General features: G+C 68.5%; 17 protein-coding genes and 1 tRNA gene. 7 read left to right on the forward strand and 11 right to left on the reverse strand.

The annotated features are described in order from the left end of the window. Window positions 1–4: 4 nt before the first annotated feature. Together POL67_RS34400 and POL67_RS34405 are read right to left on the reverse strand one after the other, a co-directional pair. Window positions 5–472: a MarR family winged helix-turn-helix transcriptional regulator gene (locus POL67_RS34400; protein WP_271924851.1), complete on the reverse strand. Its 468-nt coding sequence runs from the start codon at window positions 470–472 to the stop codon at window positions 5–7. Between the two features lie 81 nt (window positions 473–553). Further along, entirely contained in the window at window positions 554–1,585 is a 1,032-nt protein-coding gene (locus POL67_RS34405; protein ID WP_271924852.1) for a pyridoxamine 5'-phosphate oxidase family protein, read from the reverse strand. A gap of 106 nt (window positions 1,586–1,691) precedes the next feature. Here POL67_RS34405 and POL67_RS34410 point away from each other — a divergent pair, with 106 nt between their 5' ends. Then, on the forward strand, window positions 1,692–2,408 hold the full coding sequence (locus POL67_RS34410; protein ID WP_271924853.1) for a TetR/AcrR family transcriptional regulator: 717 nt from the start codon (window positions 1,692–1,694) through the stop codon (window positions 2,406–2,408). Beyond that, the gene (locus POL67_RS34415) at window positions 2,405–3,325 is read left to right on the forward strand and encodes an oxygenase MpaB family protein (RefSeq protein ID WP_271924854.1); all 921 of its coding nucleotides are present in this window, start codon (window positions 2,405–2,407) and stop codon (window positions 3,323–3,325) included. The genes POL67_RS34410 and POL67_RS34415 overlap by 4 nt, the downstream gene beginning before the upstream one ends. A gap of 18 nt (window positions 3,326–3,343) precedes the next feature. Here the strand turns inward: POL67_RS34415 and POL67_RS34420 are convergent, their stop codons facing one another. The 6 genes from POL67_RS34420 to POL67_RS34445 form a co-directional block, all read right to left on the reverse strand. Further along, on the reverse strand, window positions 3,344–4,135 hold the full coding sequence (locus POL67_RS34420) for a phytanoyl-CoA dioxygenase family protein (protein ID WP_271924855.1): 792 nt from the start codon (window positions 4,133–4,135) through the stop codon (window positions 3,344–3,346). A 205-nt stretch (window positions 4,136–4,340) separates the two neighbouring features. Then, window positions 4,341–6,674, reverse strand: coding sequence for an ATP-binding cassette domain-containing protein (locus tag POL67_RS34425; RefSeq protein WP_308789562.1), 2,334 nt, complete (start codon window positions 6,672–6,674; stop codon window positions 4,341–4,343). Window positions 6,675–6,785: 111 nt separating this feature from the next. Then, a complete protein-coding gene (locus POL67_RS34430; protein ID WP_271924857.1) occupies window positions 6,786–7,007 on the reverse strand; it encodes a hypothetical protein in 222 nt (73 codons plus the stop codon). Further along, window positions 7,004–7,456, reverse strand: a complete 453-nt coding sequence (locus tag POL67_RS34435; protein WP_271924858.1) for an SRPBCC family protein — start codon at window positions 7,454–7,456, stop codon at window positions 7,004–7,006. The genes POL67_RS34430 and POL67_RS34435 overlap by 4 nt, the downstream gene beginning before the upstream one ends. Then, complete coding sequence (locus tag POL67_RS34440) at window positions 7,453–7,782, reverse strand: ArsR/SmtB family transcription factor (RefSeq protein ID WP_271924859.1); 330 nt, start codon at window positions 7,780–7,782, stop codon at window positions 7,453–7,455. The genes POL67_RS34435 and POL67_RS34440 overlap by 4 nt, the downstream gene beginning before the upstream one ends. Window positions 7,783–8,071: 289 nt before the next feature. Beyond that, window positions 8,072–8,147: transfer RNA gene (locus POL67_RS34445), tRNA-Asn, on the reverse strand. A gap of 136 nt (window positions 8,148–8,283) precedes the next feature. Here POL67_RS34445 and POL67_RS34450 point away from each other — a divergent pair. Both POL67_RS34450 and ettA read left to right on the forward strand, forming a co-directional pair. Next, the gene (locus POL67_RS34450) at window positions 8,284–9,876 is read left to right on the forward strand and encodes a lipopolysaccharide biosynthesis protein (RefSeq protein WP_271924860.1); all 1,593 of its coding nucleotides are present in this window, start codon (window positions 8,284–8,286) and stop codon (window positions 9,874–9,876) included. Between the two features lie 163 nt (window positions 9,877–10,039). After that, window positions 10,040–11,719 carry an energy-dependent translational throttle protein EttA gene (gene ettA / locus POL67_RS34455; protein WP_271924861.1) on the forward strand — a complete coding sequence of 560 codons (1,680 nt, stop codon included), beginning with the start codon at window positions 10,040–10,042 and terminating at the stop codon, window positions 11,717–11,719. 128 nt (window positions 11,720–11,847) lie between these two features. Here ettA and POL67_RS34460 read toward each other — a convergent pair whose 3' ends face one another. Next, the gene (locus tag POL67_RS34460) at window positions 11,848–13,896 is read right to left on the reverse strand and encodes a MopE-related protein (RefSeq protein ID WP_271924862.1); all 2,049 of its coding nucleotides are present in this window, start codon (window positions 13,894–13,896) and stop codon (window positions 11,848–11,850) included. Window positions 13,897–14,207: 311 nt separating this feature from the next. On the opposite strand from POL67_RS34460, the gene POL67_RS34465 reads away from it, so the two are divergent. Then, window positions 14,208–15,170 (forward strand): endonuclease/exonuclease/phosphatase family protein, encoded by a 963-nt coding sequence (locus POL67_RS34465; RefSeq protein WP_271924863.1) that lies wholly within the window; start codon window positions 14,208–14,210, stop codon window positions 15,168–15,170. Window positions 15,171–15,314: 144 nt separating this feature from the next. Here POL67_RS34465 and POL67_RS34470 read toward each other — a convergent pair whose 3' ends face one another. Next, window positions 15,315–17,033, reverse strand: coding sequence for a MopE-related protein (locus POL67_RS34470; RefSeq protein ID WP_271924864.1), 1,719 nt, complete (start codon window positions 17,031–17,033; stop codon window positions 15,315–15,317). 157 nt (window positions 17,034–17,190) lie between these two features. On the opposite strand from POL67_RS34470, the gene POL67_RS34475 reads away from it, so the two are divergent. Continuing rightward, entirely contained in the window at window positions 17,191–21,615 is a 4,425-nt protein-coding gene (locus POL67_RS34475) for a translocation/assembly module TamB domain-containing protein (protein WP_271924865.1), read from the forward strand. A gap of 10 nt (window positions 21,616–21,625) precedes the next feature. On the opposite strand, the gene POL67_RS34480 is transcribed toward POL67_RS34475, so the two are convergent. Continuing rightward, entirely contained in the window at window positions 21,626–22,438 is an 813-nt protein-coding gene (locus POL67_RS34480; RefSeq protein WP_136932991.1) for a phosphate/phosphite/phosphonate ABC transporter substrate-binding protein, read from the reverse strand. 98 nt (window positions 22,439–22,536) lie between these two features. Here POL67_RS34480 and POL67_RS34485 point away from each other — a divergent pair, with 98 nt between their 5' ends. Next, complete coding sequence (locus POL67_RS34485) at window positions 22,537–25,800, forward strand: BamA/OMP85 family outer membrane protein (protein WP_271924866.1); 3,264 nt, start codon at window positions 22,537–22,539, stop codon at window positions 25,798–25,800. The last annotated feature ends 11 nt before the right edge of the window (window positions 25,801–25,811 follow it).

The following is a 25,811-nucleotide window of genomic DNA, read 5'->3' on the forward strand; positions in this document are numbered from 1 at the left end:
ACCTTCAGGTGCGGACGGCTTCGACGGCTCGTGCGAGCTGCCGACGAAGCTCGGCGGCGTCTTCCGCGCCGTAAGCGTCTTCGAATCGGGCCTGCGCGCGCGCCCATGCGACGCGCGCCTCGTGGAGCTTCGCCGTTCCCGCCGGCGTGAGCCGGAGCTGCCGAACCCGACGGTCGTGCGCGGCGACGCCCATGACGATGAGGCCCTCGCGTTCGAGGGGCTTCAGGTTATGGGCGAGCGTGGTCCGATCCATCACGAGCGCCTCGGCGAGGTCCTGCACCGTCGCCGGGGCGATACGCGAGAGGCGGGAGAGCACGGCGTACTGGGTGGCGCGAAGCCCCGTCCCTGCGAGCTCTTCGTCGTAGAGCTGGGTGATCTGGCGAGCCGCCTGGCGCACGGCGAGGCAGTTGCAGAGGCTCTCGCTGGAGGCGAGCTGTGCTTCCGTGGGCCGGCCACCCGTCGAGGACGCCATGGCCCCTCATCTAAGTGCATATGCACGTGTCTGTCAAGCCAAGCGGAGGCGCTCGTCCCGCCCGAGGCGCAGGAGCCCTCGTCAGTAGCGGTTCTTTTCGTAGTCCTGCTCGAGCGCCCAGCCCACCACGGTCTTCGAGGCGAGCGCGCGCACCGCGGACGCCGCGAGGCCCTTCTGCTTGTTGAGCTTCAGGTGGTCGATGCAGATCTCGGCCATCTTCGGCAGCTCGCTGCGGGGCACGTGGCGCGACGTGTTCCAGAGCTCGGCGTCGCGCACGGCCGCGCTGGGGACGAGGCGCGCGAATTCGACGTCGAGCAGCATCGACAGCTTCGGCGTCTTGTTCTCGACCGCCATCGACGAGAGCAAGGTCGGCTCGGTCGTGAGCGAGGCGCGGCCCGAGAGCTCCACCACGCGATCGTCGCCGGGCCGGAACGCGAGCAACGCAACGCGTGGCTGTTCGAGCAGGTTGTGGAAGGTGTCGGCGCGCCGGTTGCCCGGCCGATCCGCCACGGCGAGCCGGCCTTGGGCGTCGACTTTGAGGAACCCCGGCGGATCGCCTTTGGGGCTCGTGTCGCCCGCGCCCTGCGCGTCCCACGAGGTCAACGTCACGAAGGGTACGTGGGAGAGGAACGCCAGCACCTCGGCGTCGGCCAGCGGCCCCGAGCGCGCGGCGAGCAGCGGGAGCGAGGTTTCCACCGGCTTCTCCCACAACGAGGACCGCAGAATCGACTTCGCGCAGTGCATGAAGGCCTCTTCGACGGTGACCGTCAGCTCCGCGCCGTCGAGCGAGGGCCGGCCATTCACGCGCAGCGTCTCGCCCAGCCCCGGAACGAAGAAGAGGAGCGAGCACCCGGTGCGAACATCGATGGCCGCGGGCTCCGGCAGCGTGAAGCGCAGGTGCGTTCCCTCGATGGAGTGCGCAAAGCCTGGGGCGCCACCCACCGGCCACGCGCGCGCGCGGCCGTCGGCGTCCGCGAAGCCCAGCACAGCGAACGGCGAGCGCGCGAGGAGCCGCACGCAATGCACGTCGAGCGTGTCGATGGACTTCATCAACACCGGGAGTGGCCTGCTGCCAACGACCTGCTCCAGCGCTTCGAGGGTCTTCAATTCCACGCCCTCATCCTGTGCTTCTTGATGATGACTTGCAACTTCATTTTACCATGACGCATTCGCCGCATTTTTCTTGCAGTTAGTGAATGACTAACTAAGGATCGGGGCCGTGCCGCTCTCTGCCGAGTCCGAAGCGACGTTCACCCGCATCCTCGACGAAGCCGAGGCGCTGTTCGCGACGCGCGGCTATCGGCGTACGCGGCTCTCGGAGGTCGCGGCGGCCGTCGGGGTCAGCGAACCGGCGCTCTACCGTTACTTCCGCGGCAAGGACGCGTTGTTCGAGCAGGTGTTGCGGCGCGCCGCCGCCTCGCCGGGTCCTTACGAGCCCCCCCAAAAGCTCCCGGTGCCGAACCCCGAGCCCGGCCAGATCGAGTCCTTCCTGCGCGCCTTTTTCGAGACGAGCCGCCGCGTGGCAGCCCTCGAGGACGCGCTCCACGGGCCCGCTCCCGGCACCACGGCCGAAGCGCGCACGGAGCTCGCGGGCGTCGTCGGCGGGCTGTTCGACCTGGCGACGAGGTATCGGGCAGGAGCGCGTATCATGAATGCGAGCGCGCTCGAATCGCCCGAGCTCCGGCACATTTGGGACGAGAACGTCCGCGGATATTTGACGCATGCCGTGGAGCGCTACCTCGGCCAGAGGTCGGCCGAGGGCCTGCTCGTGTTGCCCACGGATTCGAGCGACGCGGCCTGCGTCCTCGCCAGCCTCGTGACGAGTTACGCGGTGCAAGAAGCCGATCTCGGGCTGCCTGGCTCCGTGGAGCACCGACGCGAGGTCGTCGTCGCGTCCGTCGTCGCCATGCTCGAACCCAGAAAGGTCATCCGATGAAGCTGCCCATCCCCCTGCGCACGCACCGCTGGGACGACGAGATCGCCCGGCTCGATCCCGAGCGCGATTACGAGGCCATCATCTTCGCGCTCTCGAACCATGTCTTCCCGTTCGAGATCCTCCTCGCGATGGAGATCGCGCAGCTCAGGACCTTCACGATCCCGACCATCAGCAAGTTGCTCCACGCGACCGGGCAGTACGAGCGCGAGGGGCCGAAGCGGCTCGACGATACGAAGGCCATCCTGAGCGAGATCCACCGGCCCGGCCTCGAATCACGCGCGAGCCGCGAGATGGTCGAGCACCTGAACCGCATCCACGGGCTGTACCGAATCTCGAATGACGATTTCCTGTACACGCTGAGCACCTTCGTCTTCGATCCCATCCTCTTCATCGACAAATGGGGCCACCGGCCCATGACGGAGAAGGAAAAGGACGCCTTCTATTTCCTCTATCGACGGCTCGGCGAGCTGATGCACATTCGCGACGTGCCGGGGAGCCGCGCGGCGTTTTTCGCGTGGCGGCAGGACTACGAGCGCCGCGCGCAACGCTACGCGAGCGAGAACGAGGCCGTCGCGCGGGGTCTGCTCGTCGCCGTTCAGGGCCTCTTGCCGCCGATGCTCGTCCCGATCCTCGAACCTGCGGTCGTCTTCCTCACGGCGGACACCGGGTTCCGCAACGCTCTTGGTCTCCGCGAGCCCGACCCCGGCCTCGCTCGCTCCCTTCGCGTGTTCTTCGCCGTCTATCGCCGCGCTGCGCGCCACGTCTCGCTCTACGAGCACCGTAAATTCGAGGACAGCGATATCTATCGCAACTACCCCACCTACCCCGAGGGTTATGACAGGCTCCGCCTCGGCCCCACCAAAGTGCTCGAGATTCTCGCAAAGAAGGGGGCCGAGCGAGCCGTCGCCGGGGAGTAGAGCTACACGCGGGCAGGTTCAGTCGAGGGCGAGGCGGATGGCCCGCTCCACCGGGGAGTCATGGCCGTCCGTCCGGCGGGGGTCGAAGGGCCCACGCGGCAACAAGGGGGGCTGGGCGAGGAACCGTGGAACGCGGCCACGATGCGGCTGCGCCGCGTGCACCAGGAACGGGTGGCAGAGGTAGACGGTCCCCGCGCGGCCCGTGGCGAGCGCCTCGGGCAGGTGCGCGGATTCGCGAAATTCCGTGCTCGCGAGCTCGCGCAGCGTGAGGCCACGTTCTCCATGCGGCGCGAGCCGCCGTGCGATTTCGACGTGCGAGCCGACGCGGAGGCGCGTGGGCGCGTCGTCGTCGCCAACATCGGAGAAGAGAAAGAGCATCAAGAGCGCTCGCCCTCTCGATTGGAAGTTGGCGCGCCATTCGAGAAAGTTCGGCTCGTTCTCCCAGCCGAAGCTCGGATCGATGTGCCATCCGCAATCCCCCGGATCTTCGGGCGACGGAAAGCGAATGGGGAACGTCCCGAGGCTCGCGCGGGGCAACCAGCGATCGACGCCGACGAGCGAATCGAAGGCGGCGAGGAGCTTCGAGGTATTCACTGCCGCGCGGAAGGGCGGAGCGGCGTAGTCGCCGAGACGAACGACGGGCTCCGTCCAGGTCGACGGCTCGTCGGGCGCACAGCCCGTTGCGAGCCACAAGATGGCGCGACACGCATCGGCGATGTCGCGGGGGAAGGCGTCGTCGATACGGACGTAGCCTTCGTGGACGAATTGATCAATTTGCGCTTCCGAAAGCGCAGCCTGACGATCGGGCATGACGATTCTCCTGCAAACGGCCAATACGTGGCGTGCACTCGTTCCCACGGCGGGCAAGCGCACACAGCGAGTCGCGCGGGCCTGGGGCCACGCTCAGCCGAGCAGGAAAACCGCGAAGCGCATCGTCATCGAGACGGAGGATGCCGCTCCGCTCGCCCCAACGCAAGCGATGAGCGCGATGAGCAGCAAGAGAACGCGGACGCGCTCAGCGGGATCGGGCAGCCTTCGGACGGGTTCCGACGAATGCCGCCAGGTGCTCGCCGGTCAGCGTCGACTTCGCCGCCACAAGGTCGGCCGGGGTGCCTTCGAACACGATCCGCCCGCCGTCGTGGCCCGCGCCCGGGCCGAGGTCGATGATCCAGTCGGCGTGCGCCATCACCGCCTGGTGGTGCTCGATCACGATGACCGACTTGCCGGCGTCGACCAGCCGGTCCAGCAGCCCGAGGAGCTGCTGGAGGTCGGCCAGGTGCAGCCCGGTGGTCGGCTCGTCGAGCACGTAGACGCCGCCGTCGGCCCCCATGTGCGTCGCGAGCTTGAGCCGCTGCCGCTCCCCCCCCGACAGCGTGGGGAGCGGTTGGCCGAGCCGCAGGTAGCCGAGGCCCACGTCGGCCATGCGCTTCAGGATCGCGTGCGCGGCCGGCGTACGCGCCTCGCCCGCGCCGAAGAAGCCGACCGCCTCTTCGACGGACAGGTCGAGCACCTCGGCAATGTGGCGCCCGCCGAGCCGGTACTCGAGCACCGACGCCTGGAATCGCCGGCCCTCGCAATCCTCGCAGACTGTGCTGACGCCGGCCATCATCCCGAGGTCCGTGTAAATCACCCCGGCGCCATTGCAGGTCGGACACGCGCCCTCGGAGTTGGCGCTGAAGAGGGCGGGCTTCACGCCGTTGGCCTTCGCGAACGCCTTGCGGATCGGCTCCAGCAGATCGGTGTACGTCGCCGGGTTGCTGCGCCGCGAGCCATGGATCGCGCTCTGATCGATCGACACGACCCCGTCGCGACCCGACACCGAGCCGTGGATCAGGGAGCTCTTGCCCGACCCCGCCACGCCGGTCACCACCACCAGCACGCCGAGCGGGATGTCGACGTCGACGTTTTTCAGGTTGTGCGCGTGGGCGCCGCGCACCTTCAGCACGCCCGACGGCTTTCGCACCGACGGCTTCAGGGAGGCCCGGTCGCTCAGGTGACGCCCGGTGAGCGTGCCGCTCGCCCGCAGCCCGTCGAGGGTGCCCTGGAAGACCACCTCGCCGCCCGCGGTGCCGGCGCCGGGGCCGAGGTCGACGACGTGGTCGGCGATCGCGATCGTCTCCGGCTTGTGCTCGACGACGAGGACGGTGTTGCCCTTGTCGCGCAGCCGCAGCAAAAGGTTGTTCATCCGCTGGATGTCATGCGGGTGCAGCCCGATCGTCGGCTCGTCGAAGACATAGGTCACGTCGGTGAGCGACGAGCCGAGGTGGCGGATCATCTTGGTGCGCTGCGCCTCCCCGCCCGAAAGCGTGCCCGACGGCCGGTCGAGGCTGAGGTAGCCCAGCCCGATCTCCACGAACGAATCGAGCGTGTGGCGGAGCGCCCCCAGGAGCGGCGCGACGGACGGCTCCTCCAGACCGCGCACCCACGCGGCCAGGTCGCTGATCTGCATCGCGCAGGCGTCGGCGATGTTCTTTCCCTTGATCTTGGAGGACCGCGCGCCCTCGCTGAGCCGGGTGCCGCCGCACTCGGGGCAGGTGCTGAACGTCGCCACACGCTCCACGAAGGCGCGGATGTGCGGCTGCAGCGCGTCGATGTCCTTCGAGAGATAGGACTTCTGGATCGTCGGGATCAGACCCGCGTACGTCAGGTTGATGCCGTCGACCTTGATCTTGGTCGGCTCCTTGTGGAGCAGGTCGTGGAGCTCTTTCTTGGTGAACTTGCGGATCGGCTTGTCCGGGTCGAAGTAGCCGCAGCCGCGGAAGATGCGCCCGTACCAGCCATCCATGCTGTAGCCGGGGATCTTGAGAGCGCCGCCGTTGAGCGACTTCGTGTCGTCGTAGAGCTGAGACAGGTCGATGTCGTTGACCGAGCCCCGGCCCTCACAGCGCGGGCACATGCCGCCGGCGCGGTTGAAGACGACCTTCTCGGCCTTGTCGCTTCCCTTTTGAAACGAGCCGACCGCGTGGACCGACGGCACGTTGAAGGAGTACGCGTTGGGCGGGCCAATGTACGGCTTGCCGAGGCGGCTGAAGAGGATACGCAGCATGGCGTTGACGTCGGTCGCCGTGCCGACCGTGGAGCGGGGGTCGGCGCCCATTCGCTCCTGGTCGACGATGATCGCGGTCGTCAGCCCGTCGAGGACGTCGACCTCGGGCCGGGACAGCGTCGGCATGAAACCCTGCACGAACGCGCTGTAGGTCTCGTTGATCATCCGCTGCGACTCTGCCGCGATGGTGCCGAACACCAACGACGACTTGCCCGATCCCGAGACGCCGGTGAACACCGTCAACCGCCGCTTGGGGAGCGCGACGCTGACGTCCTTCAGGTTGTTCTCGCGCGCGCCCTGCACGCGGATCAGGTCGTGGCTGTCTGCGGCGTGCTTGCTGGTAGAGGTCATGTTCGCGATCTTTACCATCGTGTGTCGAGGTTTGTCGTGGGGCGATGCGGCCCGGTGGCTGGTTCAGTCCGCGCGTAGCTCGCTGCGCCGCTTGGCGGCATACGGCAGCACGAACAAGTACAGACCGGTGAACAGGAGCACGGCGAGCGGGAGCAGCGGCGAGTAGGTGATCCAGGCGGGAGGCTGCTGCCCATGTCCCAGGGCCATGGCGACGAAGTTGCCGAGGACGGCCACCGTGAAGGCAATGGACACCCAGCGATGGGTCTGCCGAATCCCCCGGGTCATGGCATCCTCGCGAGCAGGTCGACGAGCTTGCCGCCCATCATCTTCCAGCCGTAGCGCGCACCGCCGAATGCCTGCTTCTGGCTCGGCTTGAAGCCCGACTGCACGAGGGACAGGCGCGTGCCCGACGCCGTGGGTGTGAGCGTGAAGGTCACGACGGTGTCGATCTCCATATCGCCGACGACCCACGCGTAGCTGAGCTTCCGCTGCGCTTCGATCTCGATGAACCTGCAATTCACGGTGCCGTCCCAACCGGGATACGGCTCCGTCTTGAACTTGAAGGCCGCCCCCGACGCGAGCTCGATCTTTTGCTCGACGACGGGCAGGAGCCATTCTGCGAGCAGTGTGGGGTCGGTGAGCGCGCGCCACACTTTCTGGGGCGAATGACGCAAATCGAATTCGAACGAAAGGGATTCGGTCTGCGCTTGTGTGGTCTTCTCCGTGAGAGTCATTCGTCCATCTTCTCCAGCAGTTGTTCAAGACGATCGACGTGCTCCGTCCAGAAGGCGCGGTAGTGCGCGATCCAGTCGATGAGCGGCTTCATCCCGCGCGGCTCCACCCGGTAGTACACGCAGCGCCCCTCGCGCCGGCCGTTCACCAGGCCGGCGTCTTTCAAGGCGGCGAGGTGCTGCGAGACCGCCGGCTGCGAGATGTCGAAGCGCGCCGTGAGGTCCTTCACCGCCGCTTCGCCACGTGTGAGCGACTCGAAGATCGCCCGGCGGCTGGGGTCCGCCAGCGCCTGGAAGATCTTGTTTTCGGCCACGACCGCGCTCTGCATGCACAACTCATAAGCCAACGCTTATTGGTTGTCAAGCACGTGGTCCTGCGCGACGAACGCGGACAGCGTTCGCCGGTGGAGAGAGAAGAGCGCGCGAACGCCGTTCCGAGCGCCCTCGACGAGCACGCGCACGCGCCCCCGGCGCTCTCTGCGCGAACGCCGCCCCGCCGCGCGCGCCGACGCGCAAACCCCAGGAAAATCAGGGGAGAAAAAGCAAAAGCCCCCAGGGCATGTGCCGTGGGGGCTTCGTTACCTGCGACTCACTGTGAAGTTCGCAAGATTGATAAATTGGCTCCAGCTGCTGGACTCGAACCAGCGACCCGGCGGTTAACAGCCGCCTGCTCTACCGACTGAGCTAAGCTGGAATGGCGTCGAAACGGACCGCGAGGATACCCGCGGGGCTTCGTCCGTCAAGAACTTTTTTCGAACGCACGCGAAGACCATCGCCAGGCCCGGCAACGAGCGGTTGCCCTCCCGCGCGCGTTCTGCGAAGAAGCCGCCGTGCAAGAAGCCGCGCCCGCCCCCGCGACGAACGCCCCCGCGCCTGCCGCGAGCGGAGCGGCTCCCGCGCTCTCGACGCCGAGCGCCGCGCGCACCGCCGGGCGCGGCGGGCTCGCCATCGCCTTCGCGAAGGTCTCGTTCATCCTCTTCGGCTTCGCCCAGCAGCTCCTCCTCGAACGGCTGCTCGGCCAGGCCGGCTACGGGCAGATCTCCCGCGTGCTCGCGATCGTCGGCGTGCTGAACAACGTCGTCGTCTCGACCGCCCTCCAGGGCGTGTCCCGCGCGGTCTCGACGGCCTCCGCAGGCGAGGAGGGGGCCGCTTTCGCGCGCACGCTGCGTGTCCACGTGGTGCTCGCGGTCGTGCTTTCGCTCGGGTTTGCTCTCGCCGCGGGGACGATCGCGGCGGAGGTCGGCGCCCCGCACATCGCGACGCCGCTGCGCCTCGTCGCCGCCGTGGTGCTGCTTTACGGCATCTACGCGCCGCTCGTGGGGTCGCTGAACGGGCGCAGGCGCTTCCTCGACCAGGCCGGGCTCGACGTGGGCTACGGGCTGCTGCGCACGATCGGCATGGGCGTCGGGGCCTTCGTGCTCCTCCGGCTCGGCGGGAGCGGGACGCTCGGCGCGACGATCGGGTTCGTCTCCGCCGCCGCGCTCATCGTGCCGATCGCGATCACCCGCTCGGGGCTGGGCCGCCTCGGCGCCGCGGGGCCGAGCGCGCGCGACTACCTCGGCTTCCTCGGCCCGCTCGCGCTCGGCCAGATCGCGCTGAACCTCCTGCTCCAGACCGACTTCCTCCTGCTCAGCCGCTTCGTCGGGCGCGAGGCCAGCCGGCTCGGGCTCGCAGAGACCGCGTCCGACGATCTGCTCGGGATCTACCGCGGCGTGCAGCTCTTCTCGTTCCTGCCCTACCAGCTCCTCATGTCCGTGAGCTTCGTGCTCTTCCCGATGCTCGCGAAGGCCCGGGCCGAAAAGAGCGAGCCGCTCGTCGCCGAGTACACGCGCGCCGGCGTGCGCATCGCGCTCGTGGTCACGGGCGCGGTCTCGGGGACGATCGCGGCGCTCGCGCCGCACGTGCTGCGGTTTGCCTACAAATCGAGCGCGATATGGGAACACGGCGGGCCGGTGCTCCGGGTGCTCGCGCTCGGGATGGGGTCGTTCGCGATCCTCGGGATCAGCTCGGCGGCGCTGACGGGCCTCGGGCGCGAGCGGATGAGCGCGGCGTTCAACGCGCTCGCGGTCTGCCTCGTGGCGCTCGGGTGCGTGGGGGTGACGCCGCGCCTCCCGTTTGGCCCGCCGATGCTCTTCGCGACGGCGATCTCGACCTCGGTCGCGCTCGGCCTCGTGGCCGTCGTGGCGGCGCTGGCGCTGCGGCGCGAGGCGGGCGCGTTCGTCGCGCCGCTCTCGCTCGTGCGGGTGCTCGTGGCCGCGGCGGTGACGGTGGCCATGGGGATGCAGCTGCCTTGGCTCGGCAAACCGGCCGTGCTCGCCCAAGGCCTCGTGACCGGCGCGCTGTATCTTTCGGTGCTCGTGGTGACGGGCGAGCTTGGCAAGAAGGACCTGTCGCTCGTCCGGAAGGTCCTCGGGAAGGCCTGAACCTGCGGGAGAACCCGCACGTCGGGCGTGACGAATCGTCGGCTTTCAGTATCCTTCGCCGCCTCCCCAGTCCATTTGGCGCTTGGGGGCTTCGCTCGGACATGCCGAGCTGCGCCCCCAAACCCCCTCCCCTTCATCAACTCGCTAGAGCGGGAAAAGAAACGTGGCGCATCAGTTCATTTTCACGATGCAGGACGTCCGGAAGGTGCACCCCCCGAACAAGGAGGTGCTGAAGGGCCTGTGGCTCTCCTTCTTCCCCGGCGCGAAGATCGGCGTCCTCGGGCACAACGGCTCCGGCAAGAGCACGCTCCTCCGGATCATGGCGGGCACCGACAAGGAGTTCCTTGGCGAAGCGAAGCCGGCCGACGGCACGCGCGTGGGCTTCCTCCCGCAGGAGCCGCGGCTCGACGCGGGTCGCACGGTGCTCGAGAACGTCGAGGCCGCCGTGCTGGCGACGCGCACGCTGATGAAGCGCTTCGAGGAGATCGGCGTGCTGCTCGGCGAGTCGCCGGACAACATGGAGGAGCTGCTCGAAGAGTACGGGGTTTTGCAGGACAAGATCGACGCGTCGGGCGGCTGGGAGCTCGATCGCGTGCTCGAACGCGCGATGGACGCGCTGCGCCTGCCGCCCCCGGACGCCGAGGTCGCGCAGCTCTCGGGCGGCGAGCGTCGCCGCGTGGCGCTCTGCCGGTTGCTCCTCGAAAAGCCGGATCTTTTGCTGCTCGACGAACCGACGAACCACCTCGACGCCGAGAGCGTGGCGTGGCTCGAGCGATTCCTCGCGGAGTACACGGGCACCGTGGTCGCCGTGACCCACGATCGGTACTTCCTCGACAACGTGGCGGGCTGGATCCTCGAGCTCGATCGCGGCATGGGTTACCCGTACGAGGGCAACTACTCAGGCTGGCTCGAGCAGAAGAAGAAGCGCCTGGAGCTCGAGCAGAAGCAGGAGTCGTCGCGGCAGAAGACGCTGGAGCGCGAGCTCGACTGGGTGCGGATGAACCCGCGCGCGCGGCAAGCCAAGAGCAAGGCGCGCCTCGCGGCCTACGAAACGCTGCTCGCCGAGGATCAGAAGGCGAAGGAGTACTCGCCGAGCCAGATCCACATCCCGGCCGGCGCGCGCCTCGGCAACGTGGTCGTCGAGGCGGATCACGTGACGAAGGCGTTCGGCGACAAGCTGCTCATCGACGACCTGTCGTTTTCGCTGCCGCGCGGCGGGATCGTCGGCGTGATCGGGCCGAACGGCGCGGGCAAGACGACGCTGTTCAAGATGATCATGGGCCTGGAGCAGGCCGACAAGGGCGCGCTCCGCATCGGCGAGAGCGTGGAGCTCGCGTACGTGGATCAGTCGCGCGACGCGCTCGATCCGAGCAAGAGCGTCTGGCAGGAGATCTCGGGCGGCGAGCCCACGCTGCTCGTGGGCAAGCGCGAGGTGAACTCGCGCGCGTACGTGGCGTCGTTCAACTTCCAGGGTGCCGACCAGCAGAAGAAGGTCGGTGATCTCTCGGGCGGCGAGCGCAACCGCGTCCACCTGGCAAAGCTGCTCCGCCGCGGGGGCAACGTGCTCCTGCTCGACGAGCCGACGAACGACCTCGACGTCGACACGCTGCGATCGCTGGAGGAGGCGCTGCTCGAGTTCGCGGGCTGCGCGGTGATCATCAGCCACGATCGCTGGTTCCTCGACCGCATCGCGACGCACATCCTCGCCTTCGAGGGCGACAGCAAGGTCGTGTGGTTCGAGGGGAACTACGAGGACTACGAGGCGGATCTGAAGCGCCGGAAGGGCGCCGATGCGAACGAGCCGCACCGGATCCGCTACCGGCGCATGAGCGACGTGGGCTGACGTTTCGTTCGAGAGTCAAAGAAAAACCGCCCCCGAATCCAGCAGGATCGGGGGCGGTTTTCTTTACCGGGTCACGTCAGGGCGGAGGAGATGGGGACGGGAGAAACCGCCCGGCCGCCGGACGTACGTTACTGGCAGCGGCGAATGACGATGTCGTCCAGGTTCCAGGACGACACGACGTACGCGTCGAGCTGGTTGACGCTGACGCCGAAACGGACGCGCATGGTCGCGGACTTGTAGGGGGTCAGGTCATAGTTGTAGTTGTTCCACGCCTGCTCCTGGATGCCCGGCATGGCGCCCGACTGCCAGATTACGGTCCAGGTCGAGCCATTGTTCGCGGAAACCTCGATCGTGTTGATCATGTAGGGGTCGTAGTCGCTGTTCAGCCACCGCCAGAGGTCCATCGTCACGAAGCCCGTCCCGCTCGTGTTGATGATGGGGCTCGTGAGGTAGTAGGCCGCGTGAACCACCGTGCTCGCATTGCCACCGAGTACGACACCAGCGACGCCGTTGTCCGCGGTCAGGGTATGATCTGCGGCGGGATCCGGGTAGCCATACCCATGCCCGCTGGACACCTTGGCCGCGCCGATTTGCCACTCGGTCCCGAGCCCCCACCCAGCGGCGTTGTTCGCGAAGGTCTCGGAGAAAATCGAAACGATGTTCGGGACCGTCTCGTCGATCAGCCCATCACAATCGTTGTCCTTGCCGTCGCAAATCTCGGTTGAAGGCATGACGTTCTGCTTGCACGAGAGCGCCCCGCTCGTGCACGTCTGCGTGCCCGCGGCGCAGACCCCCTGAAGGCCGGTGGTGCACGCGGCGCCGCCGCCCGGGTTGCTCTCGTCCGCCTGGCCGTCGCAATCGTCGTCGACGCCATTGCAAATCTCGGCCACGGGCTGCGCATTCTGGTTGCAGACCGGCGCGCCGTTCGTGCAAGCCGTCGTGCCCGGCCCGCAGATGCCGGGTTTTCCGGTCGAGCACACGGCGCCGCCGCCCGGGTTGCCCTCGTCCGTCTGGCCGTCGCAGTCGTTGTCCTGGCCGTCGCACGTCTCGGCGCCGGCCATGGCCGTCGCCGTGCAGGTGAGCGAGCCGTTCTGGCAGTTGAGCACGCCCGCCGCGCAGACGCCCTGGAGGCCCGTGGTGCACACGCCGCCGCCGCCGGGGTTGCCCTCGTCCGTCTGACCATTGCAATTGTCGTCGACGCCATTGCACGTCTCGGTCGTGCCCATGCTGGGCACGCACATTTGCGCTTGTCCAGCGACGCAAGCCTGCACGGTCTTCTGACACACGCCCATGCCGCAGGTGAGCGTGCCGAGGCCGTCGTCGATGAGGAGATTGCAATCGTCGTCGACGCCGTTGCACGTCTCGGGGCTCGGCATACCGGGATTGCAAGGCTGGGGCATGCCGTTCACGCAGCTCTCGACGGTCTTCGCGCAGGCGCCGGCGCCGCAGGTCGTCTGCCCGAGATCCTCGTCGGACGTCCCATCACAATCGTTGTCGAGGCTATCGCAAGCCTCGGCGGCAGGAAGGGTCTCCCCTTCGCAGGGCCCCCAGGTGCCGCCGGCGCAGGTCTGCGTGCCGTCCTTGCATGCGCCGACGCCCTTCGTGGCGGCGCCGCCCGAATAACACGATTGCGTTTGTCCGTCGACGCAGGTGCACCCCTCGTCGATCTGGCCGTCGCAATTGTCGTCGCTGCCGTTGCAGGTCTCCGTTTCCGAGGGAGGCGGGAGCGGGGTGCAATCGGGGACGGCTGCATCTTTGCAGCCATCGACGGTGACGGAGCAGGCGCCGAGGCCGCAGGTGACCTGCGGGATGGCGTCGTCGACCTGGCCGTTGCAATCGTCGTCCTTGCCGTCGCACGTCTCCGCGGCGCTCGGCAAGACCTCGCCGGCGCACGCGGACCACTGGCCACCGACGCACGTCGTGGTGCCGCCTTTGCATTCACCTTGGCCCTGGGTGCCCGCGGGGCCGGTATAACAGGGCTGGGTCTCCTCCTCGTTGCAAACGGCGGTTCCGCCCTCACCGCCCTGGCCGCCTGCGCCGCCGAGCCCGCCCGCGCCGCCGCTGCCGCCCGTGCCGTTGGAGGACGTGGCTCCGCCGTCGCTGCACCCGAATGCAGCGACGCCGACGACGAGGAAGATTGCGCCCGCGAACAGCCTTTCGCGCATGAGGTTCCGCATGGCCCGCTCCTGAAAAGAATATTCCAAGCGAATGCTTGGTCGATTGATCCTCGCATGGATCACGAAGCGCTGTAAAGGCCGGGAGGACCGCGCGCCCCGTCGACATGCGACGCTGCGAAGCGGCCATGGATGGTTACGAACCTGACCATGCGCGGCGTCGTGAAGCGGAGAACGACGCGGGGCTTGCCGCGCAGGAATGGCGACGGGACACTGAGCGCATGTTGCATGCTTCTTCTCGGTCTCAAGGCTCTCGTTTCGGTGGATGGACTTGCCTCGCCCGCGCGGGGAGGCTCACGGCGAGCGGCGCGCTCGTGTCCGCGCTGCTCGTGCTTTCGAGCGGCGGATGCGGGCAGGACGGCCGCGTCCGGGAGAGCTCGAGCGGCGATGCCGGCGGGAGCGGCGGGAGCGGCGGGACGGGCGGGAGCGGCGGAGCCGGCGGAGGGGCGCCGAAGGATCCGATGCCGCTGCGCGTGGCCAACTGGAACGTTCGCAATTATCTGAACGACAAGAACGATAGCGCGGCGGTGGACGAGGTGGTGAGGTCGACGGCGCAATACGTGAACCATCGAAAGGCCATCGGCGTGGTGCTTTCGGCGATCGACGCGGACGTGGTGGTGCTGCAGGAGGTGGAGAACGAGGCTTCGCTCTCGGACCTCGTGCAAAGCGAGCTCGGCGGGAAATACACGAGCATCGGGATCGTGGACGGGAACGATCCGCGCGGCGTGGACATCGGAATTCTATCGAAGCTGCCGATCGACAAGGTGGTCTCGCACAAGGACGAGCAATTTCCGCTGAATGGGACGGTGGGGCCGACGTATCGATTCTCGCGCGATTGCCCCGAATACCACCTCACCTACAACGGGCGAAAGCTCGTGCTCCTCGGGGTGCATTTCAAGGCGAAGGAGGACGACAACCCGAACAAGCGCCTCGCGGAGGCGCAACGCACGCGCGCGATCGCGAACGCGCTCGTGAAGGAGGATCCGTCACGCGCGGTGCTGGTGCTCGGCGATTTCAATGACGTGCCGGGCTCGCCGCCGTACCTCGCCATGCTCGGCGAGGGGGACGGGATGTACACGAATGCGCCCGATTTCGTTCCGGCGAACGTCCGCTGGACGTACGACTATCAGGGGGCGCTGGAGCTCGTGGACCACCAGATGTCGCACCCGCTGCTCGCGGGGATGCTCGACCAAGCATCCGTGACCATTCGCCACGGCAACGACGTGGACGATGCAACGGATCACGCGCCAATCGTGGCCACGTACGGCGTAAAATAAAATCGTCGCGGTGGCCGAAATCAGCAGAGGGCCGAGAAGCGCCGCGAGCGCCTCGAAACTAGGGAGGGCGACGCAGGAATACACATGTATTCCGAGGAGCCCGACCGACGATTCGAGGCGCGCAGCAAGCTTATCGGCCCTCTGCTAGGGGCAGATGGTGGTCGAGACGATGACGTCGTCGATGTTCCACGAGCCCATCGGGTCGACCAGGGGCGAGGCGATGTTGAAGCCCCAGCGGATACGCATGGTGGCGTTCTTGTACTGGGAGATGTCGTAGGAGACCTTCGTCCAGGCGGAGGCCGTCGAAAGGGTGGGCCCGCTTTGCCAGACCTGGACCCAGGCGGTGCCGTTGAACACCTCGATGACGTTGTTCATGAACGGCGTCGCGTCGCTGTTCAGCCAGCGCTGGAACATGAGGTAGACGCCGGGCGCCGCCGAGGTGTCGAAGATTGGGCTCGTCAGGTAGTAGTAGCCGTGCGTCGTCGCGCTCTGCGAGCTCGTCGAGCAGCCGCCGACGACGACGCCCGCGATTTTGTTGTCGGTCGAGGGCGAGGTGTCGGTCGCCGGATCGCTGTGGGTGCCGCTCGTGTTCAGGCAGGTGCCGCCGGAGACGGCCGCCTTGACTTCCCACTCGGGGCCGAGGGTCCAGTCGGGGGCGTCGCTGAAGTCTTCGTAGAGATAGACCGGCGGGCCGCCCGTGCAGAGGAGTTTGCCGTCCGTGCAGGCCGTCGTGCCGCCGCAGCCGCACGCGGCGCCGCTGCCCGGATTGCCCTCGTCGACGATGCCGTTGCAGTTCTCGTCGATGCCGTTGCACACCTCGGGGGTCGCTGACGAGTTCGGCTCGCAGATCAGCAAGCCGCTCGAGCACTTCCGCGTGCCGGTCGCGCAGGTGCCGGATTGACCTGTCTGGCAAGAGACGCCGCCCTCGGGGTTGTTCTCGTCGACCACGCCGTCGCAGTCGTCGTCGACGCCGTTGCACTTCTCCGGCGATTGCGGGGTGATCGGGAAGCAGTCGATCGTGCTGTTCTTGCACTGGATCGCGCCGTTCGCGCAGACGCCGAGCAGGCCCGTGCCGCACTGGCCGCCCGTGCCGGGGATGTCCTCGTCCAACGTGCCGTCGCAGTCGTCGTCGATACCGTTGCAGGTCTCGGGGACGGGCATGACGTCGGGGACGCACTCCAAGGCGCCGCTGGTGCAGGCGTACTTGCCCTTGGAACAGGCGCCGATCAGCTCCGACGTGCAGGTCTTCCCCTTCTCGGGGAACGAGTCGTCGACGATCTGATCGCAGTCGTTGTCGATGCCGTCACACTTCTCGAGCGTGGGCTGGAGCGGGATGCACTGGTTGAGCTGGGCGTTCTCGCAGGTGACGACCGTGACCTGGCAGGCGCCGAAGCCGCAGATCGTCGGCGCCATATCGTCGACCATTCCGTTGCAGTCGTCGTCGATGCCGTTGCAGCTCTCCTGCGTCTTCGGCACGACCTCGCCCTTGCACTTGCTCCACTTGCCATTCACATCACACGTCTGCTGACCCGCGGTGCAGGAGCCGACGCCCTGCGTGCCGTCGGCGCCCGAGTAGCAGGACTGCGTTTGTCCTTCGACGCAGGGGCAGTCCTCGTCGACCTCCTGATCGCAGTCGTTGTCCAGGCCGTCACACAGCTCGTCGGTCGGCGTGCACGTCGCGCCGCCCGCGCCCCCCTGGCCACCTTGGCCGCCAACGCCGCCGGTGCCACCGGTGGCGCCGGTGCCGCCGCCACCCGTCCCCGCGGAGCCGCCTTGCCCCGGGGTTTCGCCGCCCGCGCAGCCAAACGCATGAATTGCCAAGCAGCCAAGCGCCACCAGCGTGGCGGGGATCGTCGATCGCATCGGTCCTCCGAACAACAGAAGATCGGGCGCACGTGCACCCGGACCTCGCACGCAAGAGCAGGATGTTTCCAGGATTCTCGGGCCGCGTAAAGCGCCGAAGGTGCATGCGGGACGGTGATCCCGGCACGGGGGACGGGGCTGAGGTAAGCTCGACGTCATGGTTGCCGGGAGCGCACCGACGAACAAACGCACGCGAAAACGCGGGCGTCGTGACGTCGGTCGCGCTTTCGCCGTCGCGCTCTGCGTGCTGTTTGCCCTCGTCGGCGCCATCCCGCTCGTCCTCGGGGCGCTCGTGCGCACGGGCACCGTGCGCGCGTGGGCTGCGCGAGAGACGGCCGCGCTCGTGCAGCGGGAGCTCGGCGTCGTCGCCCGCTACCGGGTCGCCGTGCAGGCGTGGCCGATGGCGATCGACCTCGAAGACGTGGTCGTCGACGCGACCGACGGCGGCGCGCCCGTGCTCGCGGTGGAGCGGATCAGCGTTCGTCCGCGGGTGTTCTCCCTGCTCGACGGAGAGCTCGACGTGGGCGAGGTCGAGGTGCTCGGGCCGCGGATCCGCGCCGTGGTCGAGGGCGGCGCGCTGAAGAACCTCTCGTACAAACTGCCGGCCTCGCAGCCTTCGGCCGAGAAGGCGCGGGCCCCGTTCTCTTCGCTCGCCGTGACGGACGCGCGCATCGACGCGCTCGTCGAGGGCGTGCACGTCGTGACCAGCGAGGTCGACGTCGACGTGTCCGCGGAAGACGACGGGGCCTTCGAGATCGCGCTCCGCGCAGGGAAATCGACGATCGTCCGGACGCACCCCATGCCCGGTCGGCCCGACGAGGACATGGTCGACGAGGACGTGATCTGCAGGCTCGACACGCGGGTGCGCGTCGACGCGGAGGGGCTGCTCGTGCGGCGGCTCCGCCTCCTCGGGGCGGCGGATCTCGATCCGGACGCGGAGACGAGCCCGGGGTGCGAGCTCGCGCGGGAGGACTGGCGCTCGGTGGAGCTCGAGCTCGGCGCGCTGCGCGTGGAGCTGCCCAAGAGCGGGACGCCGCTCGCCATGCCGGCGTTTCGAGGCCGCGTGCGGACGCGGCTGCCGGTGCCGCTCGCGCATCGCTTCGTGGATACGCCGTGGCTCACGGGCGCCGTGGGCCTCGACGTGGAGGTCGAGCACGACGGGAAATCCACGCTGCCGCGCGTGGCGGGGCGCATCGAGGCGGATCGACCTGGACTCTCCGGCAAGGTCTTCGCGACGACGTTCGAGGGCGAGCTGTCGATCGCCGAGGACGTGGTGCGCGTGTCGAAGATCGAGCTCACGTGGGCCGACGGCACCGCGACGATCGCGGACGTGAAGATCGAGCCGTTCGCGACCGGCGCGCCGCTCACGGCGGGCCCGATCGAGGTCCGCGACCTCCAGTTCCCCGGACTCCTGCGGGATCTCGGCGTGCACCCGCAGGCGCACGTGGCCTGGCACCTCGAACGAGGCCGCTTCGAGCGGTTCACCGGGACGCTCTCGCCGCTCTCGCTCGACGGGCCGATGGAGATCACGACGCGGAACTTCGAGGTCTTCGACAAACCGACGACGGATCCCGCGCGCGGCCACATGATGAGCGTGGCCGAGGGGACGCTGCGCGGCTTCTTCCGGGTGCGGCCGACGGGGATCGTGCTCGACGACGTCGCGATCGAGACGCCGAAGTCGGAGCTCCACACGACGGTGAAGCTGTTCTTCCGGAGCTACCTCGACATCGAGATCGCGAAGGGATCCCACGTCGATCTGTCGGAGCTCTCGCCGCTGCGGAACATCCCGATCGCGGGGATCGCGGACGTCGCCGCGGTCGCGCGCGGGCCGTTCACGCGGCCGAAGGTCGAGGCCGACGTGGCGATCAAGGGCTTCGAGTTCGCGGCGTTCTCGTTCGGCGACGTGGAGAGCGCGCGCGTGTTCTTCGAGCCCTTTGATCTGCGCCTCGCCGACGTGCATGTACGCAAGGGCGAGAGCAAGATCCGCGCGCCCGAGGTGCACGTCGATTTCGACGCAGGGCCGAACGTCGTGGTGGACGCGGAGGTCGACACGCAGAGCGCGCCGCACCTCTGGCTCCACGACTTCTACCGGATCGTGCACCTCGACGACGATCCGCGCTTCGCCGAGATCGACGGCAACGCGAGCGGGACGGCGCGGGTGCATTTCGTGGTCGGCGGGCCCGAGGATCGTTGCGGCGCGGGCCGCTTGCGCGTGAAGACGAAGATGCACCTCGAGGAGGTGGCGCTCTTCGGCGAGAAGTACTCCGACGGCGACGTCGACGTCGATCTCGACTGGGAAGATCGTGAGGCGGGCGCGGCGGGGATGAACCTCGACGTGCACGCGGCGAGCCTGCGCAAGGGCGCGGGCTCGCTGCTCGCCACCGTGTCGGTTCGTCCGGGCGGGCGCGTGTCCGGGCAAGCGATCGCCACGGGGATCCCGATCGATCACCTCGACGCGCTCGGCCGCATGGGCAAACCGCTCGACGGATCGATCTCGGCGATCGCGAACATCTCGGGCACGGTGAGCGCGCTCGAAGCGCAGGCCGACGTGCAGATCTCGCCGATCCGGATCGGGCCCTCGTCGCTGCCGTCGTCGCAGCTCCGCGTGCTCATGGGCTCCGAAGGCACGCAGGTGAAGACGACCGGCTGGACGCGCTGCGGCAATCCACGCTCGGGGCCCTTCGATCGGGCCGAGTTCGACAGGGACACGTCCGCGGGCACGTTCCGCGTCGACGGGATGCTCGCGGGCGGGCAGCTCGCGCTCTCGGACGTGCGCATCACGCGGCAGAAGCACAAGGTCGTGACGGGCAAGCTCACGACACGCGGGCTCGATCTCGGTACGCTCGCGAACCTGATCCCGGGCGTCGCGTTCAGCGCCACGCCGCCGCATGGCAGCCTTGACGCCGCGCTCGAGATCCGCCGGCTGCCGCTCGACGATCTCGCGAAGAGCGACGTGGTCGTCACGCTGACGGGGCTCGATCTCGATCGCGGCGGGCGTCGCGTGTCGCTGCAGGGGACGCCCGGGCCGATCGTCGTGCAGAACAACACGCTCGTGCTGCCCGACCTCGAGCTCGTCGTGCAGAGCGGCTCGGGTTTGTCGGCGCCGATCGCGCTCGGCGGCCGCGTGCAGCGCCTCGTGACCGCGCCCGAGTTCGACGTGGGCTTGCGTGTCGGGCCGCTCGATCTCGGGCGCCTGTCCGCCGACATGCAGCAGGTCTCGCGGGCGCGCGGGTCGCTCGAAGCGAACCTGCGCGTGCAAGGTACGACGAACGCGCTGCGGTACGGCGGTTCGGCGCGGCTGCGCGGCGGCGAGCTCGCGCTGCGAGGGTTGCCCGTGTCGCTCGACGACATCGAGGTGGACGTCGCGGTCACGAACAGCGAGGTGCGCATCCTGCGCGGCGCGGCCAAGATCGGCGGCGGCGAGGTGAGCTTGACGGGGCGCATGCCGATCCGCGGCTTCGAGCTCGGCACGGCCGAGGCGTCGATCCTCGCGCGGGGCGTGAAGATGCCGCTCGGCGAGGGGATCAACCTGACCGCGGACGCCGACCTCTCCGCGACGTTTCGCCCCTTCACGAGCGACGAGGAGCGCGCGGAGCGGAACCTGCCCGAGGTGAAGGGGACGGTGTCGCTCACGTCGTTCACGTACTCGCGGCCGATCGCGCTGAGCCTCGATCTGAACCAGCTCGCGGGTGGTCCGAAGCGCACGGCGGTCGAGACGTACGACCCGAAGAACGACGCGCTGCGCTTCGACGTGAACGTGGTCTCGCCGCGGCCGATGCGCTTCTCGAACGGGCTCGTCGACATGCTGCTCGAAGTGACGCCGCCCGGGCTCGCGCTCTCCGGGACGAACCAGCGCTACGGCGCGCGCGGCAACCTGCGCATCCTGCCCGACTCGAAGCTCCGGCTGCGGAACAGCGAGTTCACGGTGCGCGAGGGCTCGGTTCGGTTCGACGACCCGCTGCGTTTCGCGCCGCGGATCGATCTCCGCGCGCAGACCGAATACCGGCGGTATGCGGCGACCAGCGCCCCGGGCGCGGCGCCCGCTGACACGAGCACGAGCGCGGCGGCGACCGCGACGCTCGGGCAGCAGTGGCGCATCAACCTCTACGCCCACGGCGATCAGGAGAACGTGAAGCTCGACCTCACGAGTGATCCGCCGCTCGGCCAGGAGGACATCGTCCTCTTGCTGACGCTCGGCCTCACGCGGGCCGAGATGGATCGTGGTCTCGCCTCGTCCCTCGGCGAGACCGTGGGCCTCGAAGCGCTCGCCGCGCTCACCGGCGCGGACAAGGCCGTGAAGACGATCGTGCCGCTCATCGACGAGTTCCGCTTCGGGACGTCGTACTCGTCGCGCACGGGCCGCACCGAGCCGACGGTCACGCTCGGCAAGCGCATCACGGAGGACGTGCGCGCCACCGTGACGACGGGCATCACCGAGAACCGCGAAGTCCGTTCGAGCATCGAGTGGCGCCTCGGCAAACGCGTCATCGTGCAGGGCGCGTACGACAACACGAACGACGTCTCGAGCTCGCCGCTCGGCAACCTCGGCGCCGACTTGCGCTGGCGGCTCGAGTTCGAATGATCGCGCGCGCTCAGCCGAAGCCGGGAAGATCGTCGAGCGCGGCGCGCACCGGCGCGTAGCTCTGCTCGCGCCCGGGGACCCAGCGGCGCAGCCCCTCCATGTCGAGGAGCTTGCGGTGCTTGGGGTTCGCGTACGCCATCTCCGAGAGGACGCGCTTGAACGTCTCGGCCTTGTCCGCGGCGAGCGTGGGCATCGCGTCGAACATGCGCAGGTCGAAGGTCGGCGTCGTCCAGAGCACGTCGACGATGCGCGGATCGACGTGCCCCGTCGCCTGCTCGGCCTGGAAGACGAGGCTCCCGACCGCGCCCGCGTGCGCCCGGCCTTCGTGCACGGCCGCGAGCACCGCGAGCTCGCTCGCGCCCGTGTCGCCGTGCTTGCCGACGTCGGAGTCGAACGCGAGGATCTTCACCTGGTTCAGATCCACGCCCGCTTGCTTCAAGTAGTAGAGCGGCAAGATCCTCGACTGCGCCGAGTCGCGCGTCCCCACGGCCAGCACCTTGCCGTGGAGGTCCGTGAGCTTGCGAACGACGACCTCCCGACGGATGAGGATCTTCGCGCAGACGTCGCGGTCGCGGTCGCGCATGGCGATACCGATGGCCTTGCCTTCGGTGCGCCGCTTCACACGCACATGGGAGATGCCGGAGTTCCAGGCGATGTCGACGTGCCCGTGGAGCAGGGCCTCGATCTGCCGCTCGTAGCTGGAGAAAAGCGCGAAATCGAGGGACACGCCGTGCTCCTGGAAGTGCTCACGCATGCCCTCCCAGATGGTCACGACCTTTGGGTCGTATGCGACCGCCCCTATCAGGATCGTCGGATCAGCCATGCCGTACCTTTTGGCGAGCAACTCGGGCGGACGGTAGCATCGGGACGGGCGTCTCCAAAGGGCCGCGAGCCCCTCTGTGCCCCCATCCACCTCGGCCCGTGCCCATCCCGCGTTTTTCCCGGTCCCAACGAGCCCGCTGCCTGGCCGCAGCATGCTCGCTCGTCTGCCTGCTCGGCGCGGCGACGGCGGGGGCCGACGCCACGAACAACCAGGGGACGAGCCCCGGCGAAAGCGCAGCGCTCGCCGGCGAGGAGCCGCAAGCCGCGCTCGCCGCGCCGCAGCTCGGGCCGCCGCCCGACACGAGCGCGCTCACGGGCAAACCGATCAAGCGCGTCGACGTCGTGACCGTGGGCTCGCGCTGGAGCACCTCGCCGCGTGTCACGAAGATCCGCACAGGCGAGCCGTTTCAGCCCTCGGCCGCGCGAACCGTGATGCGCGAGCTCACGGAGTCGGGGCAGTTCGCGCGCGTGACGGTCGAGACGATCGCCGAGGGAGATGGCGTCGTGCTGCGCGCGCATGTCTTGCCGCGGCGCATCGTGGCCTCGATCCGCCTTTCGGGCGCGACGCTGGATCGCGCTGCGACGCTCGACGCGGCGCACGTGCGGGAAGGCGGCGAGATCACGGCGCCGATGTTGACGGAGATGGGCCAGCGGATCCGCCGGTACTACGCGGATCACGGCTACCCCCAGGCGAACGTCATGTCCGACGTCTCGGACACGGACGATCCGGGCCGCGTCGTCTTGCGCATCGACATCGACGCGGGCACGCCGCGCACCGTGTCGCGTCGCTCCTTCGTGATCACGCCCGGCATGGAGCGCGAGCTCGGCGGCCTCGAAGAACGCTATCGGTTCGGGGTCGGCGCGCGCATCGACGAGCCGCTGCTCGAAGAGGCCGATCGGGAGCTCGCCGAGGTGCTGCGCGAAAGCGGCTTCTACCGCGCCGACGTCAAGCACGCGGTGCGGCTCTCGGCGTCGAGCAGCGAGCTCTTCGTGTACGTCACACCGGGGCCACGCATCGTCCCGGTCTTCGAGGGCAACCGCTCCGTCGACGAGGTCGAGCTCTCCGCCGCAGTCGCGCCGAAAAAGGGCCTCGAGCAGAAGACGCAGGAGCTCATCGAGAGGCTCACCCGCTTCTACGTGCAGCGCGGCTTCCTCGACGCGCGTGTCGTCGCCGAGGAGCGCGGCGGCCCGAACGATCCGGTGCACCACCTCGTGCTCCGGATCGACGAGGGTGATCAGGTGCGGGTCGTGCAGCGCATCTTCCCGTGCCTGCCGAAGACCTGGAACGCCGAGCAGGTGCGCGGCGAGATCGACAGCTTCCTCGTGGAGGATCTGCCCGGCGACAAAGGTTTTTCGCTGAAGGATCCGAACGCGGTCTCGGCCCTCTTCGGCGGGCGCGGTCCGCGCGCCGTGGCGAGGCCGCTCGATCTGAACCCGGCCGAGACGTACGCGCCCGAGACGTACGAGCGCGCGCTCAAGCACCTGAAGGATCTCGCGTACAGCAAGGGCTACCTCAACGCCATCGTCGGGCCCGTGCAGGTCGAGCGCGCGACGTGCAGCGCGCGTTCGCCCGCGGGACGCTGCATCCCCGAGCCGCGCGAGCCGAACGAGGCCCTCTGCGCGAAGGACGCCCTCGGCCTCCCGCTGCCGGAGCCGGATCCCCCGCAGACGCTCGTGTGCCGCCCCGATCCTGTGAAGCACGTCGAGTGCTCGCGCGAGATCGCGCTGCGCATCCCGATGCATCTCGGCCCGCAGACCTTGCTGCACGACGTCGCCTTCGAAGGCAGCCGCACGCTCTCGGAGCAGGCGCTCTTCGAGACGAGCCGCCTCGAGCTCGGCAAGCCGCTCTCCACGATCGAGCTCGAAGCGGCGCGCCTCCGGCTCGTCGAGTCCTACCGCGATCGCGGGTATGCGTTCGCCGAGGTGAAGGCGGCGATCGAGCCCTCACCCGACCGCACGCGGGCGCGCGCTCGCTTCGCGATCACCGAGCGGGATCAGGTCATCGTCGGCGGCTTCGTCGTGCGCGGCGCGCTCCGCACGAGTGAAGCGCTCATCCTGCGCCGCGTCGTGCTCCAGGAGGGCAAACCCTTCGTCGAGCGCGACGCGCGACGCACCGAGGAGCGCATCGGCTCGCTCGGCGCCTTCTCCAGCGTCTCCGTGGGCCTCGAAGATCCGGAGGTCCCGCAGAAGCAGAAGCGCGTGCTCGTCACGGTGACCGAGCAGGTCCCGCAGTACCTCGATCCGCGCGTCGGCTTCTCCACGGGCGAGGGCCTGCGCTTCGCCGTGGAGTACGGCCACAAGAACATCGCGGGCCTCGCCATCGCGCTCACCTTGCGTGTGCAGCTCTCGTACCTCTTCGACTTCATCGTCCTCGATCCCGGCGTCCGCGCCGACTACGAGAAGAAGCTCAGCGTCGGCCAGCAGCTCGAACGCCGGAACACCGCGTCGATCACGTTCCCCGAGATCGGCCTCGGCCCGCTCGTGAGCCTCTCGATCGACGGCATCGACGTCCGCGACAACCAGCGCGGCTTCGGCATCAGCCGACAGGCGCTCGTGCCCACGCTCGCTTACCGGCCGAGCCGCACGGTCACGATGCGCCTCGGCGCGTCCGCGGAGGTGAACGAGGTCGACGTCTTCAACGAAACGGCCCTCGACTCGCCGATCATCCCGCTGCTCCGCGTCCCGTTCGGCAGCACATTCGCCGTCGCCGAGCGCATCAACTTCGCGTGGGACGGCCGCAACAGCGCCTTCGCCGCGACGAAGGGCGCGCTCGTCGCGCTCGGCGTCGAGCACGTCAACGCGCTGCCCACCGACGAGGACGAGGCCACGATCAACAGCCACTTCCTCCGCATGTCCGGCCGCGTCGCCGGCTACTTCGAGCTTGGCTCGAAGGGCCCGAGCATCGCGATGAGCCTCGCGGCCGGCTACAACCTCCAGCTCAAGGACGGCAGCTCCACCTACCCCGACCGCCTCTTCTTCCTCGGCGGCGTCGACACGATCCGCGCCTTCCTCGCCGACGCGCTCGTGCCCGAGGACGTCGCGCGTGGGCTCATCGCGAAGGGCCAGACCACGCGCTCGGCCGTCCTCGCGAACGTCCCGATCCGCGGCGGTGATCTCTCGATCAACCCACGCCTCGAGCTCCGCGTGCCCGTGACCGACCTCTTCCAGGCCGGCTTCTTCCTCGACACGGGCAACCTCTGGAAGGAGCCGACCGCCATCGACTTCACGCTCCGTTACGCCCTCGGCGCGGGCCTCCGCATCACGACCCCCATCGGCCCGCTCGCGCTCGACTACGGCTTCAACCTGAACCGCCGTCAGTGGGAGGACATCGGCGCCTTCCACTTCTCGATCGGGCTCTTCTGACAGAAATTTTG

Origin of the sequence: Polyangium mundeleinium, from assembly GCF_028369105.1 — a bacterium.
In the GTDB taxonomy this organism is placed as follows: domain Bacteria; phylum Myxococcota_A; class Polyangia; order Polyangiales; family Polyangiaceae; genus Polyangium; species Polyangium mundeleinium.

Bases quoted from the DNA above. Each gene is read 5' to 3' on its own strand.
- POL67_RS34415 (WP_271924854.1), top strand. From the start codon at position 2,405: ATGAAGCTGCCCATCCCCCTGCGCACGCACCGCTGGGACGACGAGATC.
- POL67_RS34480 (WP_136932991.1), bottom strand. From the start codon at position 22,438: ATGGCTGATCCGACGATCCTGATAGGGGCGGTCGCATACGACCCAAAG.
- POL67_RS34460 (WP_271924862.1), bottom strand. From the start codon at position 13,896: ATGCGGAACCTCATGCGCGAAAGGCTGTTCGCGGGCGCAATCTTCCTC.
- POL67_RS34435 (WP_271924858.1), bottom strand. From the start codon at position 7,456: ATGACTCTCACGGAGAAGACCACACAAGCGCAGACCGAATCCCTTTCG.
- POL67_RS34400 (WP_271924851.1), bottom strand. From the start codon at position 472: ATGGCGTCCTCGACGGGTGGCCGGCCCACGGAAGCACAGCTCGCCTCC.
- POL67_RS34420 (WP_271924855.1), bottom strand. From the start codon at position 4,135: ATGCCCGATCGTCAGGCTGCGCTTTCGGAAGCGCAAATTGATCAATTC.
- POL67_RS34470 (WP_271924864.1), bottom strand. From the start codon at position 17,033: ATGCGATCGACGATCCCCGCCACGCTGGTGGCGCTTGGCTGCTTGGCA.
- POL67_RS34475 (WP_271924865.1), top strand. From the start codon at position 17,191: ATGGTTGCCGGGAGCGCACCGACGAACAAACGCACGCGAAAACGCGGG.
- POL67_RS34440 (WP_271924859.1), bottom strand. From the start codon at position 7,782: ATGCAGAGCGCGGTCGTGGCCGAAAACAAGATCTTCCAGGCGCTGGCG.
- POL67_RS34430 (WP_271924857.1), bottom strand. From the start codon at position 7,007: ATGACCCGGGGGATTCGGCAGACCCATCGCTGGGTGTCCATTGCCTTC.